We start from the raw sequence: 17,935 nt of genomic DNA, 5'->3' as shown, positions 1-17,935 counted from the left end.
GGATTCCTTTCGGCTGGGGAACAGGGCGACATAACAAGTGAGCCCCTCAAGGCCTGAAGGTTCCTGTGCGGCAAGCGGGCGCCTTTTTGTGATGAGCGGGCTTCAACCACTACACCATCAATTACTCAATCAGAGCCATGCAGCATCCCATAACGAATAATCCCCTACCTGCGCCACCAACCCGGCCCGCAAGGGGTTGGCAATGACGTAGCGAGCCATCTTGCGAACATCATCCTCCGCACGGACAGCCCTATCGTGATAACCGGGTTGCCAGACACGCTCCTTGCTTTGACGACGCCGGTTGATGGTCAGCGTGCTACGCGACTTCATACGCCGCACCACGTCGGGCAACGTCTTCTGCTTCAGCTCAAACAACCAGTGAATGTGGTCAGGCATGATGACCCAGGCCAGAGAGTCGACCAATCCCAGCTCATGAACCTGCCGGAATTCGGCCACCAACAGACGACCCAGATAAAGGTCGGTGAATAGGCGCTGACGGTGATGCACGACAACGGTAATGAGGTAACTGCGTCCGTATTCAGAGTAACGACCGTGACGCAGGCGATGGGATTGGGGTGTGGGGCGCATTCCGATGCTCCTGGGGACCGTCCTGAAGAGCATTAACACTAGCGCGCCGTAGCTGGCGAGCCAGTGTCATCGGGTGACTGAATGTATCCAGCCCGGAGTGACCTGGCTTTTGTGGTGAGCGGGCTTGCCCCGCGCCGGGCGGCGAAGCGGCCCCAAAATCTATCATCCGGGTTCACCTGGAAAAACGCGGTGTTCTTGATGAGGGCCGCTTCGCGGCCCGGCGCGGGGCAAGCCCGCTCACCACAAAAAGTCCGTTCACCACTACGCGGGCGCCCCATCACAAAAGATCATCCCATTGCAGAAAACCCGTCATCGGGGTGACTGAATGTATCCAGCCTGGAGTGACCTGGCTTTTTTGTGGTGAGCGGGCTTGCCCCGCGCTGGGCTGCGAAGCGGCCCCAAAAGCTGTTATCAGGATTCACCTGGAAAAACGCGGTGTTCTTGATGGGGGCGCCCCATCACAAAAGATCATCCCATTGCAGAAAACCCGTCATCGGGTGACTGAATGTATCCAGCCTGGAGTGACCTGGCTTTTGTGGTGAGCGGGCTTGCCCCGCGCCGGGCGGCGAAGCGGCCCCAAAAGCTGTTATCAGGATTTACCTGGAAAAACGCGGTGTTCTTGATGAGGGCCGCTTCGCGGCCCAGCGCGGGGCAAGCCCGCTCACCACAGAAGCCCGCTCACCACAAGAAGTCCGCTCACTACTAAGCGTGCGTAAAACCCGTTCCCCCGGCCACCTCGCCATCGGCTTGCGCCTTGTCCAATAGTTGCTGCACCCACGGCGCGTTCCGGGCATTGACCACGCCATAGCGGTCCGGCGGGAAAAACGCCCAGTGATGGGCGATTGCAGTAAGGCGCTTGAGCTCATCGGCCGCCAGCCAATACCCGGTGTCCAGCAAGGGCAGCGATTCGCCGTCGAAACGTCGGCCCAGCATCAGGTTGGTGCCGGGGGCAAAGGTAAAGGCCAAGTCCTGGCAGGGTTGCAGTTGTTTGTCCGGGGCCGGCATGCTCCCGACGCGGTTGTAGGTGAAGTCGCCGGGGTATTCGTCCTTGAATACCAGCCAGTGGCCCGCCGTGGTCTTGGCGACGATCCACTGCGATACCCCGCTGCTCTGGGTGCGTTCGAGCTGGCCGTTTTTCCATTGCATCAGGGCGTTGCAGTCGGGATCGTAGTCCGAGGCCCACAGGCTGGTGCCCGACACCAGCGTGTGGCGCTCCAGCTCGACCACCCCCTGGTCCGGCATGGCCTGCCAGTAGCGCTTGATGGGGTCACGGGTATCACGCAGGTAGTTGCGCAGCCCCCAGGCCGCCGTAAAGACCACCGCCGCCAACACCTGCCAGGCAAAGGTGTTGCCGATAACTCGGTCCACGTCCAGGCCAGGCGCGAACGCGGCCCCGTACAGCCACACGCCCAGCATGAACACCAGGCTGGGCAGGAACACACCAAAGCACAGCGGCGGCAGCAGCACTTCGATCCAACTGAAGTGATGCCCGGCTGCATGCTCCCGTGCCCAGGCCTGCTCCTCGGCGAGCATCGGCGCCTGTTCGCGCGGGCCGATGCCGGGATCGGGGGCCTTGAAGCGCCAGTAAAGTGCCACGGGGTCGTTATTCATGCCGCGCATCATGCCCTTGGCGCGGGCAGAGATACAGCGCCCCGACCACCGATAAAACAATCATTGCCGTGACCCGCCTACAGTCATACGATGACTGATCACACCCATAACAATAAAGGATCACCCGTGAACAAACCTTTGCTCCTGGCCGCCGCCGTTGTCTGCGGCCTCAGTGCCCACGCCCACGCCACCACGTTTGCGTATATCTCCAGCCCCGGTGACGGGCTGATTTCCCAGTACCGCCTCGACGAAAGTAACGGCGCCCTGAGCCTGGTCGAGCAAGTGACGGCCGGCGATCAGGTCAACCCCATGGCCCTCAGCCCCGACGGCAAGACCTTGTTCGCGGCGTTACGGGTCAAGCCGTTTCAGGTCCAGGGCTTCAGCATCGACCCGACTACCGGCCGCCTGACGCCGCAGTCCAAGGCGCCACTGGCCGAAAGCATGGCGTACCTGGCCACTGACCGCGCCGGGCGCTATTTGCTCGCGGCGTCCTACGGTGCCGACACCCTCAGCGTCCAGCCCATCGACAAGCCTGAACCTATCCACACCTACAAGACCGGCCTGCATGCCCACTCGCTGCGCACCGACCCAAGCAATCGCTTTGCCTACGCCGGCAACCTGGGCACGGACCATGTGCTGCAATACCGCTTCGACGCCGCCACCGGCGCACTCACCCCGATCGGCAGCGGCTACGTGAGCGTGCCAGCCAACACCGGGCCTCGGCACCTGGCGTTTTCGGCCGACGGCAAGTACCTGTATGTGGTCGGTGAAATGAGCGGCACCGTCACCGCGTTTGCCATCGATGACGGCACCGGCGCGCTGACCCAGATTGGCGTGGCCAATGGCATTCCCGAGCGTTTGAAACTGGCCCATGGTGAAGTGCGTGACGCGCGCAACAATGACCTGAAAGACGACCCGACGCCGCGCATCTGGGCGGCCGACCTGCGCCTGTCGCCGGACGGCAAGCTGTTGCTGATGAGCGAGCGCACCAGCAGTTCGGTGTCGGCGTTTGCGGTGGATACCGCCACCGGCGGCCTGCGCTTTGTCGACAACTACCCGGTCGAGGAGAAGCAGCCGCGCAATATCGCATTCTCCCCCAACGGGCATTGGCTGCTGGTGACCGGTGAGAAAAGCGACAAGGTCGGCACCTATGCAGTCAGCGCCAGCGGTGCGTTGAAGCGGGTGGGGGAAGCGGCGTCGGGCAAGGGGGCGCTGTGGATTGAGGTGCTGCATACCTCGGCCAACTGACCTGAACCTGTGGGAGGGGGCTTGCCCCCACAGGGTTGGATCTTGAGGGTGTACAGGCCTCAGCTCAGGCGAAACCGTGCGGTGTTATCACTCAACGCCTGGCTGCCCTTGCTCAAGGTGTCTGCCGCACGGTTTACCGCGCGGGCGCCGTCCAGCAGGCGCCCGGCGGCCTGGTCGACTTGCTGGATATTGCCGCTGACTTCATCCGCCGTCGCTGCCTGCTCCTCCACTGCCGTGGCGATTTGCGCCAGGGTGTCGGTGACGTTCTGCACCGCGCCGGCAATCTCGCCCAGGCGCGTGCCCAGGCCGGTGACGGACTCGGCATCGGTCAAGGCCTGCTCGCACGCGGCGCCCATCAGCGTCACCGCCTGGCTCACGGTGGCGCGCAGACTGTCGACGGTGCCGGCGATCTGCGCCGTCGAGGCCTGGGTGCGTTGCGACAGGCTGCGCACTTCATCGGCGACCACCGCAAAGCCCCGGCCTTGCTCGCCTGCGCGTGCGGCTTCAATGGCGGCATTAAGGGCCAGCAGGTTGGTCTGCTCGGCAATGCCGCGAATGGTGTCGACCACCGATTGAATCTGCTGGCCTTGCTGGCTGACCTGCTGCAAGGCGTCCGAGGTGTCGGTCAGGCGCTGGTTGAGCTGTTGGATGCTGGCGGTGGTGCGCTGGCTGTCGCGGCTGCTGTCTTCGGCGATGCGCCGGGTTTGCTGGGCACTGCCGGAGGCCTGTTCGCAGCTGCGCGCGACGCCCATGGACGTGGCGGCCAACTGCGTGGCGGCGGCGGCGATCTGGCTGATCTGGTGCTGCTGGTCTTCGACTTCGCTGAGGGTGCTGCCCGATTGCGAATTCAGGGTAAGCACCGCCGAGCCAAGCTGCTGGGTTTCGTGATTGACGCCGAGCAGGCTGGTGCGCAATTGCACCACCGCGACGTTCAACGCGGTGCTGATCGCCGCGAGTTCGTCGCGCCCTTCTACCGTCACGGCCACGCACAGGTTGCCGTCGCGCAGGGACTCGGCCAGCGTAGTGATGCCGCTGGCGCTGCGACGGATGGACGCTTGCAGGCACATGAACAGGTACAGCGCCGCCAACGCCAACAGGCTGAACGTCGCCGCCATCGGTATGAATTGCGTGTTCGCGTGTTCGTGGTAGTAGTCCAGGCGCGCATCCATCGACGTCAGCGACTGAACACGCAACGCGCCAAGCGAGGTGAGCATGGCGTCGATACTGCGCTCGAAACCGGCTGTATCCAGCTTGATGCTGCCGCCGAACACGCCGTCGTCGAGCACTTTGAGTTCGTTATCCAACAACTGCAGGCTGGTGTCGTATTGCGCTGTCCACGGTTCCATCCCGGCGTATTGCTTGGCCTTGAGCGAAGCCGCAGCCTTGACCAGTTGATCCCGCGCATCGCCGATGCGGCTGCGCAAGTCGCGCATCTGCAAACGGCTCTGCAAGGTGAACTGCCCCGAGGAAATCGAGGACTGCCCCACACTGGCCATCCGCCCGATACGCTCGATCAGGTCGGGCGTTTGCTGGGTGCCCATCTGCATGAGCATGTAGGTTTCCAACCAGGGATCGAGGATCAGGCCGGCGTCGAGGGTGATCTGTTCGCGCAGGGCCTGCATCGCCGTCAGCGCGGAGGTGAAGCGGTCGTAGCCATCCGGCCACCAACCCACGGTGCGCAGGGACGCCGAGTCCATGCCCTTGACCGTGGCCTGCAAAGCCTCGAAGCGGGCCAGGACGTCAGCGCCGGCGTTCTGGGTTTTCAGGGCATCACCGAGGGCCTGCAGGCTTTGCAGGATCAGTGGGAAATTGGCATCCACCTTATCCATCGCCGCCTTCGCCGCTGGCGTCGGGGCATGCAGGATGTCCGCCGCCTTCCAGCGCGCAGCCAGGTTACGTTGGGCGGTCAATTGGCCATCCAGCGCGTCCAGGGCCAACAGTTGACGAAGGCCGGACTGCTCAGCGGAAATCACGCTTAATTTGTCGCGATAGTCCTGGCCGATCATCCACAGGCTGCCCGCCAGGGGTAGCATGAACAGGAAGAACAGGATCTGGAACTTACGCGCGAAGCCGAAACGTCCGAGCAGGCGGATACCGGGTGATAAAAGGCTGTGCATGTCCACTCCCAAAAACAACCCACGCGTTAGACGGCAGGCGAAGCCTTGAAATGACTAACGGCAAAATGCCATGTCATTGATTAGGTTGGCACTAGCAAGATACGGGCCGCTGCTGCACAGCCCTGAAACAGGGCACGCGACGCGCCAAAGCGGCCCGAGGCGTGCGCGAAAATGGGGCAAAAGCACTCAGTCGCGACACAGGCATTGTCACCCGCAGAGACGACTGCCCGAGGCGCGCGCTGAAACGCCCTCAATCACCACAGCCTATCGGCCGCCCATGGGGAGAACTTGAAGGGAGTCCGGCGGCCTATTTACGCCAGCAGTCGGGTAATCCACTGGACCTGCTGGGCGATGGCTTGCGCCTTCGCCTGCGGCACCCGCTGCCGAGCCTGCTCAAAGCCCGCCAGGGTGCGTTTTTTCAGGCGCAACGCACGCTGCCACTTGGCGAGGAACGCCGGGCTGCGGGCCTGCAGGTGCAAGGGGCCGAAGTACAGCTCCTCAGCGCTGTACACCACGGGCTCGGCGCGCTCGGCCATGATGATTTCATAGTAGAAGCGGTTTTCGTGCAGCAACTCCTCACTGAGGATGCGGTAGCCATTGCTCATCAACCAATAGCGCAACGGCTGTTCGCCGCCGTTGGGTTGCAGGATCAGACGTTCGCGGCCGCTGAGGTGGGCCTTGCCGCTGTCGAGGATGTCGCGGATCGTCTCGCCGCCCATGCCGCACACGCTGATCGCGGTGATCGCGTCCGCTGGCTCTATCGCCGCCAACCCATCGGCCAGGCGCACCGTGACGTGCTGCTCCAGGCCATTGTCGCGCACGGTGCGCTGCGCCGCGTGGAACGGCGTGCTCGCCACCTCGCCCGCCACCGCCGCCTCAATCACGCCACGGCGCATCAAGGCCACCGGCAGGTAGGCGTGGTCCGAGCCGATATCGGCCAGCCGCGCGCCCCTCGGCACCTGCGCGGCCACGCGCTCCAGGCGCATGGACAAGGTGTGTTCGTTCAACCTGTGTTCCTTTTTATTCGCCGGAAAATCGATCGCGGCTGTTGGTCAGATGCAACACCATCGCCGCCCTTGCGGCATCCGGGTCCTGGCGCTTGATCGCGTTGAAGATCGCCTCATGCTCCAGGTTCGCCAGTTGCCCGAGCTTGGCAAAGTCCGCCCCGCCGCGCTCGTCACCCTTCACCTGGGTACGCGGAATCATCGCATTGCCCAGGTGCTGCATGATCTCGGTGAAGAACGTGTTGCCGGTGGCTTCGGCGATCAACTGGTGAAAACGCTTGTCCTCTTCCACGCAGCTGTCGTTGTTGGCCAGCGAGGCCTGGTAGTCGTCGAGAGCGGCGCGCATGTGGGCCAGCTGCGTGTCGGACCTACGCACGGCGGCCAGCGCCACCGCCTGCACTTCCAGGCCCAGGCGCAGCTCGAGCATGTTGCGCACGCTGGCGACGGTGTCCACATGCAGGCGCAAGCCTTGCTGGGCCCGTTGCGCCAGCACAAAGGTGCCGATGCCATGGCGCGTCTCCACCAGCCCCGAGGCTTGCAGCTTGGACAGCGCCTCGCGCACCACGGTACGGCTCACCCCATGCTCGAGCACGATGGTGGATTCGGACGGCAGTTTTTCACCGGGCTTCAACTGCCCAAGCAGGATGCGCTGGGTCAGGGCGTCGAGCACGCCTTGGGCCAGGTTGTTGGAGCGTCTACGGACGGGAGGTCCGCTTTCAATGGGCATAGTTACGAATCCACGGGGTTGGGCAGGAGCGAGCTTAACATCCCGCCCCACGGCGTAACCCCACTGTAGGAGCGAGCTTGCTCGCGAAAAACCTGAGGGCGCCGCGTTTATCCAGGATGCCCGCATTATCGTTGACGTTTTTCGCGAGCAAGCTCGCTCCTACAGGTTAGGGCGCGAGTGAAAAAAGCGCCAAACTTGTATGACAACTAATATTTATGGCCGCCAGCCCCACCCTTTCCAGAAGCCTCCTCAACCTTCTTAAAAACCCACACAGACCCGCAAAATAACCAGATCATCACTAAAACCTGGCCCTTACAAACACAAAAACATCATCACCGCATTGCGAACCTAAGAAGCTCACTTGTATGATGTCTATCAACAAAACACGCAAACCCGCATAAAAACAATCAGGGGGAGTTTTGAATTGTGAACAATTCAAGCCATGCATCTGCCGCACCAGAAAGTGATCCGGTCCTCGCGCGCGCCGTGAGCAAAGTGAAGGGCCATGTGCTCCCACTGTTCGTGATCATGTTCATCCTCAACTACATCGACCGAGTCAATATCGGCTTTGTGCGTACGCACATGGAACATGACCTGGGCATCGGCGCCGCGGCCTATGGCTTCGGTGCCGGGCTGTTTTTCATCGGCTACGCGCTCTTTGAAGTGCCCTCCAACATGCTGCTGCAAAAGGTTGGCGCGCGCATCTGGCTGACCCGCATCATGTTCACCTGGGGCATCGTCGCCACGCTGATGGCGTTCATCCAGAACGAAACCCACTTCTACATCCTGCGCTTCCTGCTGGGCGTGGCCGAAGCCGGGTTCTTCCCTGGGGTGATCTACTACTTCACGCGCTGGCTGCCGGGGGTTGAGCGCGGCAAGGCCATAGCGATTTTCCTCAGCGGCTCGGCGGTGGCCTCATTGATCTCCGGCCCGCTGTCAGGCGCGCTGCTGCAGATCGAAGGGTTCGGCTTCCACGGCTGGCAGTGGATGTTCGCCATCGAAGGCCTGGCCTCGGTAGTGATCGGTTTCTTTGTGTGGTTCTGGCTCGATTCCAAGCCCCACGACGCCAAATGGATGACCCGCGAAGAACAGGATGCGCTGGTCAACGCCATCGACCAGGAACAGCGCGAGCGTGAAGCCCTGACCAGCGTCAAGCCGACCCTCGGCAAGCTGCTCAGGGACCGTCAGATCCTGCTGTTCTGCGCCCTGTACTTCTGCATTCAACTGACGATCTACGCGGCGACGTTCTGGCTGCCCAGCATCATCAAGAAGATGGGTGACCTGAGCGATGTGCAGGTGGGTTTCTTCAACTCGATCCCATGGCTGATCTCGATCATCGCCATGTACGCCTTCGCGACGCTGTCGGGCAAATTCAAGTTCCAGCAGGCCTGGGTTGCGGCTGCGCTGTTGATTGCCGCAGCAGGCATGTTCATGTCCACCACCGGCGGGCCGATCTTCGCGTTCGTGGCGATCTGCTTTGCGGCCATTGGGTTCAAGTCGGCGTCTTCGCTGTTCTGGCCCATCCCACAGGGCTACCTGGACGTGCGCATCGCCGCAGCCGTGATTGCCTTGATCAACTCCATCGGCAACCTGGGTGGCTTCGTTGCACCGACCACCTTCGGCTTTCTGGAGCAGACCACCGGCTCGATCCAGGGCGGCCTCTACGGCTTGGCCGGCACCTCGGTGCTCGCCGCTATCCTGGTGTTCTTCGCCAAGACCTCGCCCGCTGCCGTATTGGCCTCGCCGGGCGCCGTGCCCACCGGCGCTGCCATCAGCAAATCTCTCTGAGCCTCTTTAGGAATTAGCCATGAATACTCCCGTCATCACCCACTTCCAGGTCATCCCGGTGGCCGGTCACGACAGCATGCTGCTCAACCTCAGCGGCGCCCACGGCCCTTACTTCACGCGCAATATCGTGATTCTCAAGGACAGCAGCGGCAACACCGGCGTCGGTGAAGTGCCCGGCGGCGAACGCATCCGCGAAACCCTGGAAGACGCGCGCAGCCTGGTGATCGGCCAACCCATCGGCCAGTACCAGCGCGTCCTCAACCAGATGCGCAGCACCTTTGCCTCACGGGATTCGGCGGGCCGTGGCCTGCAAACCTTTGACCTGCGCATCACCATCCATGCCGTCACCGCCATGGAAGCCGCCCTGCTCGACCTGCTGGGCCAGTTCCTCGAAGTGCCGGTGGCCGCCCTGCTCGGCGAAGGCCAGCAGCGTGATGCAGTGAAAATGCTCGGCTACCTGTTCTATGTCGGCGACCGCAGCGCCACCGACCTGGCTTACCGCAACGAAGCCGACAACGACGACGCGTGGTTCCGGCTGCGCCATGAAACCGCCCTGACCAGCGAGGCCGTGGTGCGCCTGGCCGAAGCCGCCAACGCCAAATACGGCTTCAACGACTTCAAGCTCAAGGGCGGCGTATTGAGCGGCGACGCAGAGATCGAAGCCGTCACCGCCCTGGCTGAACGCTTCCCCGATGCGCGCATCACCCTCGACCCGAACGGGGCCTGGTCATTGAAAGAAGCCATCCGCCTGTGCCGCGACCAGCACCACGTGCTCGCCTACGCCGAAGACCCATGCGGCGCCGAAAACGGTTACTCGGGGCGCGAAGTCATGGCCGAATTCCGCCGCGCCACGGGCCTGAAAACCGCCACCAACATGATCGCCACCGACTGGCGCGAAATGGGCCACGCGATCCAGCTGCAATCGGTGGACATCCCCCTGGCCGACCCGCACTTCTGGACCCTGCAAGGCTCGGTGCGCGTGGCGCAGATGTGCCATGAGTGGGGGCTGACCTGGGGCTCGCACTCCAACAACCACTTCGATATTTCCCTGGCCATGTTCACCCAAGTGGCCGCCGCCGCCCCGGGCGACATCACCGCCATCGACACCCACTGGATCTGGCAGGACGGCCAACGCCTGACCCGCGAACCGCTGAAAATCGAAGGCGGCTATGTGAAAGTGCCGGCCAAGCCCGGCCTGGGCGTGGACATCGACATGGACGCCGTGGCCAAGGCCCACGAACTGTACAAAGGCATGGGCCTCGGCGCACGGGATGACAGCGTGGCGATGCAGTTCCTGATTCCGGGGTGGCGTTATAACAACAAGCAGCCTTGCCTGGTGCGCTGAAGCGCTGGGTTCTGGGGGCGGCTCGGTCTCCAGAACACCATCAATCCCATGTGGGAGGGGGCTTGCTCCCGATTGCGGTGTGTCAGCCAGCCATGTATCGACTGACACTCCGCCATCGGGGCAAGCCCCCTCCCACATGGGTCCTCGGTGTTTTACAAGGGTTGTGGTCGCTCGCTAAACCGCGCGTCAGGGTTTACCGGCCAAAGCCCGCTTTGCTCTTGCAGTTTTCTTGACTGCCACCGCCGCAATCGGCTGCACAGTCAGTTCCACGCCTAACGCCAGCATCAACTTCTGAATCGTCTCATAGCGCGTTTTAGAACCGCCTTTCAGCGTCTTATACAGGCTCTCGCGATTAACCCCCGCAGACTCCGCCACCTTGTTCACGCCCTGGGCCTTGGCGACCTCGGCAAGCGCTTTCATGAGCACCTGCGGGTCTTGAGATTTCATGCTCTGCGCCAGATAAGCGCTGATGGTTTCCGGGCTATCGAGGAAGCGCGACGCTTCATAGACGCTGGTACCGGAGGTATCAAGATCGAGGATCGGCATGTCCTCTGGTTTGAATTTCGATTCGCTCATTTCATCTACCTCTCAGGGCATCAAGGATCTCTTTTGCCCGTTTGATTCCTCTGTTCTGGTCGGTTTTATCACTGCCCCAGAGCATCAGGTAAGCAGTGATGCCCGTACGCACAAAGTAAATTCTGTAGCCGGGCCGACAAACACACGCATTTCACTCACCCCATCGCCTACGGGTGCACAATCGCCGAAATTGTTTTCCTCGGCTCGGTCTAACCGTGTGAGAACAGCGGTTTTTCCATAAATATCGCTCATGCCGTCGAGCCATGTATCGAACTCCGGCGTCCTGCCGATCAGATTGGTCACAGAATTTTTTGTAGCCTACTGGCTACTCCTTGTCGATGCCAGTGAATTTTGAGTCCGGAATACTCCGGAAGAAAAATCCTAGTCCAGCGCTCGCATAAGCAGCCGATCGATACTATTAGCGCCTGTGTCTAACCTTCACCACACCTCAGCACCTGCGCATTCGCCCGCTATCACGGTGGCTGACACTCCGCCATCGGCGGCAAACTGAGGCGGCAAATGATAGAGATGAAGCCCAAAGAAAACGTCCTGCACAGCCGCTTCACTTTGCGTAAAATGCGAGCCGTTCTCGATCAGGAAAACTCAACCCAGGAGGGGTACCGCTTGAAACCGCTTGACACCCACGCGTCACAACACGCCGACACGGCCGTCACACGACTTAAGCTCAAAGACCAGCTGGCCGTAGACCCTTACAAGGCATTGGCACTGCTGGAAAGCACCCTCCTCTGTTTGGTAACGACGGCCCTTATGCTGTTCGTTGCACAAAGCGTCGGCCTAACCGACACATTCAAGAGCAACGTCCTCTATGGAGGCACCCTGGGTGCATGCATAGGGGCGACCTACAGGATGTACCACGATGCCGCCCTTTCCGAGTGGTGCATGGCCAGCCCTGTCAGCCCTGCGGCGCTGCAAAACGCGATGCTTGCCTTGAAGTATTCCGAGACGCAGGAAGGCGTTTACTGCCCCAAGAAACGTATGTTCACCCCATTCCATCGGTGCGATTCAGAGCGGATCACGCTCACCACACTGGATGGAGGCACACGCTTCACAGGCCCCTATTTCAAGCTGAAAGCGCTGTCGGCCACGCAACTTGCTGATGCGCCCGAAGCGCAAGAAACCGACCTCACGCCACCAACGGTGCACGTCTGATCAATTACGCGGGTTCCTGCCTCGGTATCGGAACGCACCACTGAGTCCGTGAGGCCGTCGCGCCGCCACTGCGGACCTCAAACGCAAGGAAACCAGGACATGGCAACAGCAAAAACCAAAAAGGCGTTTGTGTATTCGGCATGGGGGCTACTGTTTTTGAGCCTGGTCGGGGTTTTAGTCATACAGGCCTTCCAGGAAACACCCCAGCCCAGTAAAACCACCTTCCTCAGCGACCTCATCATCGTGACCGCACGAACGACGCCCGGGAATCGAAAGATCGACGAGCATCTAACCTTCGTTCGCGCGGAAGCGGCCAACAGTCACGCCCTCAAGTTCTATTACACGTTGGTCGATTACGATACCCATCCCGAGGACGTTGACTTGGGCGTGATGAAATCAAGCATCACCAAGGCTGTCTGCGCCGCGCAAATGCCAAGGGACCAGTCCATCATTTCATTGGGTGGCACCTTCATTTACATATTCGGCAGCAAAAACGTAAAAGAGGTTGGGCGGTTCGAAATCAACAAGCAGAGCTGTAATGGCTAATGAGCTGGCCCCCTTCAACCAACTCGCTCGAACCGCCGCCGCTTCAGGAACAACCCCACCCCCAGCGCTACCGCAAAGATCGACAGCAGCCCCAGGTCAGCCCCCCATGGACGGACCTGGCTCGCCGCCACGCAGCCGACCACCCCCGCCGCCACCAGCAGCCCACCCAGCCACGTGCGAAGCAGGTACGGTTTGACAAACCGATCGAGCAGAAAAAACAGCACCAGGGCCAGGACCAACTGGGTAATGTCAGACATGTGCTTCTCCCGTCAGGTCTTGATGATCAGTGTCGAGGCGCTGCGTTGCGGGCCGATGCCGCCGTTGACCTGCGCTTCGATGCTGACCAGTACGTCGCCGGCATGATAGGTGGGCAGGATTTCATTGGCATACATGCGCACACCCGCGCCAACAGGAACACCCACGTAAGGGGAAGCCACAGCAGAAGTGGCGCCAGCGAAGGCACTGGCGGCCAGGTTAGCGATCCTGGTGCGCTGGGCATTGAGGGCGTCGCCCTGTTGCCGCGTCAGTGGCTTGGAGATGCCGATCATCATCACGCACGGCAGGCTCTTGGCCAACATCTTGTCGTACACCTCGACGACCTTGCTGTTGACCTCGTAGTGGGCACTTTTCGCCTCGCCAAAATGCAGCTCGCGCAGGCGTCCGCGTTCACTATCGGTAAGGGTGATCTGCGAAACGTTGAACACGATCCCGTGATTGCCCATGTATTGGAACGTCCCTTCGAACTTCATCGCACGCATCCTTTCGAGCCAAAGGCGGGGATTCTCTAGAAGGCGGGCAGTGGATTCAAGGCAAAAGAAACGAAATGAGGAAACGGAGGGCAGGCCGACCTCCCCTGTCGCGACCTTTGCCCCCGCCGCTACTCACGCTCACGCCCGCGTGGGCAACTTCCAGTTCGGCCGGATGAAGTGGCAGGTATAGCCGTTGGGTATCCGCTCCAGATAATCCTGATGCTCCGGCTCCGCCTGCCAAAACTCCCTGGCGGGTTCAATTTCCGTGACCACAGGCCCCGGCCACAGGTTGGAGGCATCCACGTCAGCCGCGGTAGCTTCGGCAATCTCCCGTTGCTGCTCGCTCAGGTAGTAAATCGCCGAACGATAGCTTGGTCCCAGATCATTGCCCTGCCGATTCGGCGTGCTCGGGTCATGGATCTGGAAAAAGAACTCAAGGATCTGCCGGTAGGAAATCACCGCCGGGTCAAACACGATCTCAATCGCTTCAGCATGGTTGCCATGGTTGCGGTAGGTGGCATTCGGCACATCGCCACCGGTATAGCCGACGCGCGTGTGCAGCACGCCGGGGTAGCGTCGCAACAGGTCCTGCATGCCCCAGAAGCAGCCGCCGGCGAGGATGGCGGTTTCGGTTGGGTTGGTCATGGTCTGTCCTTGCGGTTAATGGAGACAGGGATAGTTATGGGGCAATGCTGGGCAATACCAAGTTCAATCAAAGAAAAACTGCCCCCCTATCGACTCAAGGTTTATTCCTGGAACGAAACGCCGCCACCTTCATCCGGTTACCGCACGTCGCCATGCTGCACCAGCGGCGGCGGTGTGATTTGCTCAGGTCATGGAACAGCAGCACGCAGTCGTGGGCCTCGCACTGGCGGACGAATTCAAACTTATCGTTCGTGACCAAGCCCACCAGCGACTCGGCCACCGGCCCAAGCAGGCTGGCCGGGCTGCTGTCCCGAGGACGCGTGGCAAGCCGAAATGCCTTGTTCTCCTGCGCCCATTCCAGCCTGCTCACCGGGCGACCCGCTTCAAGCACCTGATTGATCACCGCGAGATCGACGGGAACGCCTGTCATTGCCGCATTCACCACCGCCCTTGAACTCGCACGAAGCGTACGAGCGAGGGCCAGCAGCCCACTCGGCGCCTTCGGGTCAAGCTGCTCGGGCAACAGGCCCGCCTGGGTCAGCCAGCTCATCACGCTGTGATCATCGGTGAAGCAGTCATGGCGCTGATCCCCCACCCCGTACTCGGAGTTGATGAAATCAAGGGCCAGGTTGTCGGCTAGAAAAAGTGCGCCTGCGGCAGTGCTGTTCGGATTCATGGGCGGCCAGTAACCAATAAAATATGTTTGACAGGTTACCAAACCCAGGCATAACCTTCAAACACCAACTTTAACGGTTACACAGGAAGCCACATCATGACCACGTCCAACGCCACGGCCGCTGCCGGACTCACCGCCGCCTTGCTGATCAGCGGCGCGGCCCATGCAGACAACACAGTGCATTACCGCTACGAGCAGGTCGGCGACGTAAAGGTGTTCTACCGCGAGGCGGGCGACCCCAGCGCGCCGACCGTGTTGCTGCTGCACGGCTTCGCCGCCTCATCCTTCATGTTCCGCGAACTCATGCCCGAGCTTGCCGACCGCTACCACGTCATCGCGCCGGACCTGCCGGCATTTGGCTTCACCGAAGCCCCGCCGCGCGGCGAATACGCCTACACCTTCAGCCAACTGGCGAAGACCATCGGCCAGTTCACCGAACAGCTCAAACTCGATAAATACGCACTGATGGTCCACGACTACGGCGCCCCCGTAGGCTGGCGCATGGCCGTCGCCCATCCGGAGCGAGTGACCGCGATCATTTCCCAAAACGGCAACGCCTACGAAGAAGGCCTGGGCGCCGGCTGGGCCCCTATCCAACGCTACTGGCACGCCCCGACCCAACAAAACCGTGAAGCCCTGCGCGACTTCCCCACCCCCGCCTCGATCAAGTGGCAGTACCTGGAAGGCGTGGCCGACAAAAGCTCGGTTTCACCCGATGGCTACACGCTGGAAGGGCTGCAAATATCCCGTCCAGGCAATGCCGACATCCAGCTCGACCTGGTGCTGGACTACGCCTCCAACGTCGCGATGTACCCGGCCTTCCAGTCCTACTTCCGCCAGTACCAGCCACCGCTGCTCGCAGTATGGGGCAAGAACGACCCGTTCTTCCTGCCGGCCGGCGCCGAGGCGTGGAAGCGCGATATCCCCAAGGCGGATATTCGTTTTTATGACACCGGGCACTTCGCGCTGGAAACCCATGGAAAGGCGATCATCCCGGTTATACGGGCGTTCCTGGACAAGAACCTCCAGTAATCGACGCAACCCTATGTAGGAGCGAGCTCGCTCGCGAAAAACGTCAACGATAACGCCGCGACTCCGGTTTCACGCAGCGCTCCAAGACTCTTCGCGAACAAGCTCACGCCTACCTGTAGACAGGTCCTACAGCAAGCTTCACCACCTTGCTCCGTTACCTACAGTTGCGTCAGAATCCGCCGGCTTGTGCGCTTGAGTGGGCGTCTCTAAGGTGGCCCGGTCGCTGACAACTCAGTGATCGGGTTTAGTAGCCCGAGGGTCAATTACACTTAGTGCATGAGCTTCATCTATCAGACGTTCCTGTCTTTACCTGATGGTGGCTGTGCGTAGGGCGCCTTCGGGTGCGCCGGCTTTGTGTAATTCCCCGGTCTACTAACCTGCGTACAGCTGCCACCCTTCTTGTGTAGTAGCGAAAGGGTGTCAGCCTCATTCAGGAATTACACCATGTCCAAAATAACGCCTAATCCTCCGAACGGCCCCGACCTGAAACTGAATCAGGCGGCGCATCGTGCGATTGATCACTACCTCAACGCGGGCGCCGAACCGCCAGGGCCGCCTCCTCCACCTTCGAATACGCTGTTCAGCGTTGCGGACGATGTCAGCAGTGAAGTGCTGATTGCCAATAGCTATGAGACTTTTTCTTCGGTGACTGCGTTGTTGCTGGACCTGTCGGATGAGCTGACGGGGAAGCAGCGGGATGTGGCGTTGGCGATTCACCAGTTGAGTGAGTTGGGGGTTTTGTTGGTGGATAAGTTGATGGAGCGTGAGGGGGCTGTGGCCGGCGGCTGGACTTGCCCCTACAAAACCGGACACCAACTCCCCGTCAAATTGATGCTGCTGCCAAGCGCCTGAACTCCCTCGGTGAGCGATAGTTCAAGGCGCTGTGCGGATGCTGCTCGTTGTAATGCTCGAAGGCAATTGCCAGGTTGCGCAGCGCCGTTTCTCGATCCGGCTTGGGCATGTGCGCAACGTAGTCACGTTTGATCGTCTTCACGAAGCTCTCGGCCATGCCGTTGCTCTGCGGGCTGCGCACCGGGGTGGTCACCGGCTGCAAACCGATCTGTCGAGCAAACAGGCGTGTCTGTTCGGCGGTGTACGCCGAGCCGTTGTCGCTTAGCCATTGAACCGGCGTTGCAGGCAGTTGATCACCGAAGCGTTTCTCTACGCTCTCCAGCATCAAGTCGCGGATGTCATCGCCGCTGTACCCGGTCGGACTCGCGACCCAGCCGATGGCTTCGCGGTCACAGCAATCCAGGGCGAAGGTCACGCTCAGTTTGGCGCCGTCCTCACAGCGGAACTCAAAGCCGTCCGAGCACCAACGCGTATCACTGGTTTGCACCGCAATACGACCCTCGTGCCGACGCGGCACGCCGGGCTGTTTGATGCGCCGCGCCAACAGCAGGTCGTGATCGCGCATGACCCGGTAAACCCGTTTCACATTGATCGCCGGCAGCGACTGGGTTTCACGGGCACGACGCAGCAATCCCCAAACACGACGGTAGCCATAGCTGGGCAGTTCGCTGATCTGTTGCTGGATTTCAACCACCAGATCAGCATCGTCCACAGGCCTGCGGCGCCGTACTTTGAGCGATACCGATTGCTTGATTCGAACCGTTAATTGCGAGCGCGCCACACCGAGACATTCGCTGACCAGCTTCACTGGTCGTCCCCCGGCAACAAGGGTGAGTGCGCAATCCATTTTCGCGACCGGGCGATCTCCACGGCCTCTTTGAGGATTTCTGCTTCCATCGTTTTCTTGCCCAGCATCCGTTGCAGTTCACGGATCTGCTTGAGCGCATCGCTCAACTCCGAGGCGGGCACAACGGCTTCACCGGCACTGACCGCCGACAGACTGCCGTCCTGATATAACTTGCGCCATAGGAACAGCTGGTTGGCATTGATGCCGTTGCGTCGAGCGACCACCGAAACGCTTTGCCCTGGCTCAAGACTCTCGCGAACCATGGCCAGTTTTTGCTCCGGGCTCCAGCGGCGCCGCCGCTCCTGGCCCAAAAGCTCCCCACTCTTGTCGTTGCTATTAGTCATAAACATAACCGTTTGCCTATCCCTTATCGTAAGGGGGAAACGGTGTCCTGTCTTTCATGGGGCTCGTTCA

The 17,935-nt window shown here is 61.0% G+C and carries 17 protein-coding genes and 3 pseudogenes; 7 read left to right on the top strand and 13 right to left on the bottom strand.

Going from position 1 to position 17,935, the window contains the following annotated elements; translation table 11 throughout:
• Window positions 1-129: 129 nt before the first annotated feature.
• Window positions 130-588: an REP-associated tyrosine transposase gene (locus BFQ01_RS09425; RefSeq protein ID WP_065925056.1), complete on the bottom strand. Its 459-nt coding sequence runs from the start codon at window positions 586-588 to the stop codon at window positions 130-132.
• A 702-nt stretch (window positions 589-1,290) separates the two neighbouring features.
• Complete coding sequence (locus tag BFQ01_RS09420) at window positions 1,291-2,199, bottom strand: hypothetical protein (RefSeq protein ID WP_065925055.1); 909 nt, start codon at window positions 2,197-2,199, stop codon at window positions 1,291-1,293.
• Between the two features lie 126 nt (window positions 2,200-2,325).
• On the opposite strand from BFQ01_RS09420, the gene BFQ01_RS09415 reads away from it, so the two are divergent.
• A complete protein-coding gene (locus BFQ01_RS09415; protein ID WP_065925054.1) occupies window positions 2,326-3,447 on the top strand; it encodes a lactonase family protein in 1,122 nt (373 codons plus the stop codon).
• Window positions 3,448-3,506: 59 nt separating this feature from the next.
• Here BFQ01_RS09415 and BFQ01_RS33300 read toward each other — a convergent pair whose 3' ends face one another.
• The 4 genes and pseudogenes from BFQ01_RS33300 to BFQ01_RS33185 all read right to left on the bottom strand — a co-directional run.
• Window positions 3,507-4,199, bottom strand: coding sequence for a methyl-accepting chemotaxis protein (locus BFQ01_RS33300; RefSeq protein WP_370671250.1), 693 nt, complete (start codon window positions 4,197-4,199; stop codon window positions 3,507-3,509).
• 1,676 nt (window positions 4,200-5,875) lie between these two features.
• Window positions 5,876-6,571, bottom strand: coding sequence for a tRNA (adenine(22)-N(1))-methyltransferase (locus tag BFQ01_RS09405; protein ID WP_065925052.1), 696 nt, complete (start codon window positions 6,569-6,571; stop codon window positions 5,876-5,878).
• A gap of 13 nt (window positions 6,572-6,584) precedes the next feature.
• Complete coding sequence (locus tag BFQ01_RS09400) at window positions 6,585-7,295, bottom strand: FadR/GntR family transcriptional regulator (protein ID WP_065925051.1); 711 nt, start codon at window positions 7,293-7,295, stop codon at window positions 6,585-6,587.
• A gap of 61 nt (window positions 7,296-7,356) precedes the next feature.
• Window positions 7,357-7,446 (bottom strand): annotated as a pseudogene (locus BFQ01_RS33185) (outer membrane lipoprotein carrier protein LolA); the annotation flags it as partial.
• A gap of 275 nt (window positions 7,447-7,721) precedes the next feature.
• On the opposite strand from BFQ01_RS33185, the gene BFQ01_RS09395 reads away from it, so the two are divergent.
• Entirely contained in the window at window positions 7,722-9,083 is a 1,362-nt protein-coding gene (locus BFQ01_RS09395) for an MFS transporter (protein ID WP_065925050.1), read from the top strand.
• Window positions 9,084-9,102: 19 nt separating this feature from the next.
• The gene (gudD, locus tag BFQ01_RS09390) at window positions 9,103-10,428 is read left to right on the top strand and encodes a glucarate dehydratase (protein ID WP_065925049.1); all 1,326 of its coding nucleotides are present in this window, start codon (window positions 9,103-9,105) and stop codon (window positions 10,426-10,428) included.
• A gap of 186 nt (window positions 10,429-10,614) precedes the next feature.
• Here the strand turns inward: gudD and BFQ01_RS09385 are convergent, their stop codons facing one another.
• Both BFQ01_RS09385 and BFQ01_RS32850 read right to left on the bottom strand, forming a co-directional pair.
• Complete coding sequence (locus BFQ01_RS09385) at window positions 10,615-11,004, bottom strand: addiction module antidote protein (protein ID WP_065925048.1); 390 nt, start codon at window positions 11,002-11,004, stop codon at window positions 10,615-10,617.
• A gap of 1 nt (window position 11,005) precedes the next feature.
• Window positions 11,006-11,307: pseudogene (locus BFQ01_RS32850) on the bottom strand (type II toxin-antitoxin system RelE/ParE family toxin).
• A gap of 225 nt (window positions 11,308-11,532) precedes the next feature.
• Here BFQ01_RS32850 and BFQ01_RS09380 point away from each other — a divergent pair.
• Together BFQ01_RS09380 and BFQ01_RS32845 are read left to right on the top strand one after the other, a co-directional pair.
• Entirely contained in the window at window positions 11,533-12,174 is a 642-nt protein-coding gene (locus tag BFQ01_RS09380) for a hypothetical protein (protein WP_141691263.1), read from the top strand.
• A 99-nt stretch (window positions 12,175-12,273) separates the two neighbouring features.
• Complete coding sequence (locus BFQ01_RS32845; RefSeq protein WP_065925046.1) at window positions 12,274-12,720, top strand: hypothetical protein; 447 nt, start codon at window positions 12,274-12,276, stop codon at window positions 12,718-12,720.
• A gap of 14 nt (window positions 12,721-12,734) precedes the next feature.
• Here BFQ01_RS32845 and BFQ01_RS09370 read toward each other — a convergent pair whose 3' ends face one another.
• The 4 genes from BFQ01_RS09370 to BFQ01_RS09355 all read right to left on the bottom strand — a co-directional run bounded on the left by BFQ01_RS09370 (window position 12,735) and on the right by BFQ01_RS09355 (window position 14,790).
• A complete protein-coding gene (locus BFQ01_RS09370) occupies window positions 12,735-12,977 on the bottom strand; it encodes a hypothetical protein (RefSeq protein ID WP_065925045.1) in 243 nt (80 codons plus the stop codon).
• A gap of 12 nt (window positions 12,978-12,989) precedes the next feature.
• Window positions 12,990-13,469, bottom strand: a complete 480-nt coding sequence (locus BFQ01_RS09365) for a hypothetical protein (protein WP_065925044.1) — start codon at window positions 13,467-13,469, stop codon at window positions 12,990-12,992.
• A gap of 138 nt (window positions 13,470-13,607) precedes the next feature.
• The gene (msrA, locus tag BFQ01_RS09360) at window positions 13,608-14,114 is read right to left on the bottom strand and encodes a peptide-methionine (S)-S-oxide reductase MsrA (RefSeq protein WP_065925043.1); all 507 of its coding nucleotides are present in this window, start codon (window positions 14,112-14,114) and stop codon (window positions 13,608-13,610) included.
• A gap of 94 nt (window positions 14,115-14,208) precedes the next feature.
• The gene (locus tag BFQ01_RS09355; protein WP_065925042.1) at window positions 14,209-14,790 is read right to left on the bottom strand and encodes a CGNR zinc finger domain-containing protein; all 582 of its coding nucleotides are present in this window, start codon (window positions 14,788-14,790) and stop codon (window positions 14,209-14,211) included.
• A 96-nt stretch (window positions 14,791-14,886) separates the two neighbouring features.
• Between BFQ01_RS09355 and BFQ01_RS09350 the strand changes: the two genes are divergently transcribed.
• Window positions 14,887-15,822, top strand: a complete 936-nt coding sequence (locus BFQ01_RS09350; protein ID WP_065925041.1) for an alpha/beta fold hydrolase — start codon at window positions 14,887-14,889, stop codon at window positions 15,820-15,822.
• Between the two features lie 444 nt (window positions 15,823-16,266).
• Window positions 16,267-16,596 (top strand): annotated as a pseudogene (locus BFQ01_RS09345) (DUF6124 family protein); the annotation flags it as partial.
• A gap of 49 nt (window positions 16,597-16,645) precedes the next feature.
• On the opposite strand, the gene BFQ01_RS31290 reads toward BFQ01_RS09345, so the two are convergent.
• Window positions 16,646-17,865 (bottom strand): IS3 family transposase gene (locus BFQ01_RS31290; RefSeq protein ID WP_370467938.1). Its coding sequence is split into 2 segments (ribosomal slippage): window positions 16,646-17,520 and window positions 17,520-17,865, totalling 1,221 coding nucleotides; the frame shifts between segments, so codons are not numbered across the junction.
• Between the last annotated feature and the right edge of the window lie 70 nt (window positions 17,866-17,935).

The sequence above is a fragment of the Pseudomonas sp. 8 R 14 genome (genome assembly GCF_900005955.1).
GTDB classification, from domain to species: Bacteria; Pseudomonadota; Gammaproteobacteria; order Pseudomonadales; family Pseudomonadaceae; genus Aquipseudomonas; species Aquipseudomonas marginalis.
The sequence above is the reverse complement of the archived record's forward strand: the minus strand, read 5'-3'. Positions and strand labels throughout refer to the sequence as shown.